Origin of the sequence: Amnimonas aquatica, assembly GCF_002943415.1 — a bacterium.
Lineage (GTDB): Bacteria > Pseudomonadota > Gammaproteobacteria > Pseudomonadales > Moraxellaceae > Perlucidibaca > Perlucidibaca aquatica_A.
On the sequence record NZ_PTQZ01000355.1, the window covers coordinates 1 to 1,184 of the forward strand.

The following is a 1,184-nucleotide window of genomic DNA, read 5'->3' on the forward strand; positions in this document are numbered from 1 at the left end:
ATCCTCGCCGGCATCTTCGGCGAGGCCATGCTGACGCCCTACTACCTGGCACTGATCAGCCTCGCCTACCAGGGCCCGTACCTGGAGACGCTGAGCCTCGCGGCCTCGTTCGTCACCATCACCTCGCTGTTCATCCTGTTCGCCGACCTGATTCCGAAGCGGCTGGCCATGAGCGCGCCCGAACAGGTCGCCCTGCGCGTGGTCGCGCCCATGCAGATCTGCATCACGCTGTTCAAGCCGGCGGTGTGGTTCTTCAACGGCGTGTCCGACCGCGCCATGTCGCTGCTCGGCCTGCCCGGCCAGCGCAGCGACGACATCACCAGCGAGGACATCCACGCCATTGTCGAGGCCGGCACCCAGGCCGGCGTGCTGCACGAGAGCGAGCAGCAGGTGATCGGCAACGTGTTCGACCTGGAATCGCGCCTGGTGAGCTCGGCCATGACCACGCGCGAGAGCATCGTCTACCTCACCCTTCAGGACTCGGAGGCGGAGCTGCGCCGCCAGCTCGGCCAGCATTCGCACTCCAAGTTCCTGGTCTGCGACGACGTGATCGACCGCATGGCCGGCTATGTCGACGCCAAGGACCTGCTGCTGCGCATCATCAACGACGAGCCGCTGACCCTGGCCGGCGCACCCTGGATCAAGCCGGTGCTGACCATTCCCGACACGCTCACGCTGTCGGAGCTGCTGGCGCAGTTCCGCGACCGCCGCGAGGACTTCGCCATCGTGCTCAACGAGTACGCGCTGGTGGTGGGCGTGATCACGCTCAACGATGTCATGAACACGGTCATGGGCGACCTGGTCGGCGGCAACCAGCAGCAGATCGTCAAGCGCGACGACAACAGCTGGCTGATCGACGGCTTCGCACCGGTCGAAGATGTCATGCACGCGCTCGACATCGCGCATTTCCCCGACGACGAGAACTACGAGACCATCGCCGGCTTCATGATGTACATGCTGCGCAAGATGCCCAAGCTGACCGATGCGGTCAGCCACGCCGGGTACAAGTTCGAGGTCGTCGACATCGACAATCACCGCATCGACCAGCTGCTGGTGACGCGCGTCCAGTGAGCCGCCTCCGGCCCTGAGCCCCCTCCGCGGTAGGGTGCCCCCGTCCGTCGGGCCCCGCCAATAATGACCCCGTCTTGATAGGCGGGGCCATCCGGGTCTCCGCCTGCTACGGA

General features: G+C 65.6%; 1 protein-coding gene. It reads left to right on the forward strand.

All coding sequences use genetic code 11. The annotated features are described in order from the left end of the window. Positions 1–1,071: polyamine export protein PaeA (paeA, locus tag C5O18_RS09905; protein WP_105193458.1), on the forward strand; the 1,071-nt coding region annotated here is incomplete at its 5' end. Positions 1,072–1,184: the final 113 nt, after the last annotated feature.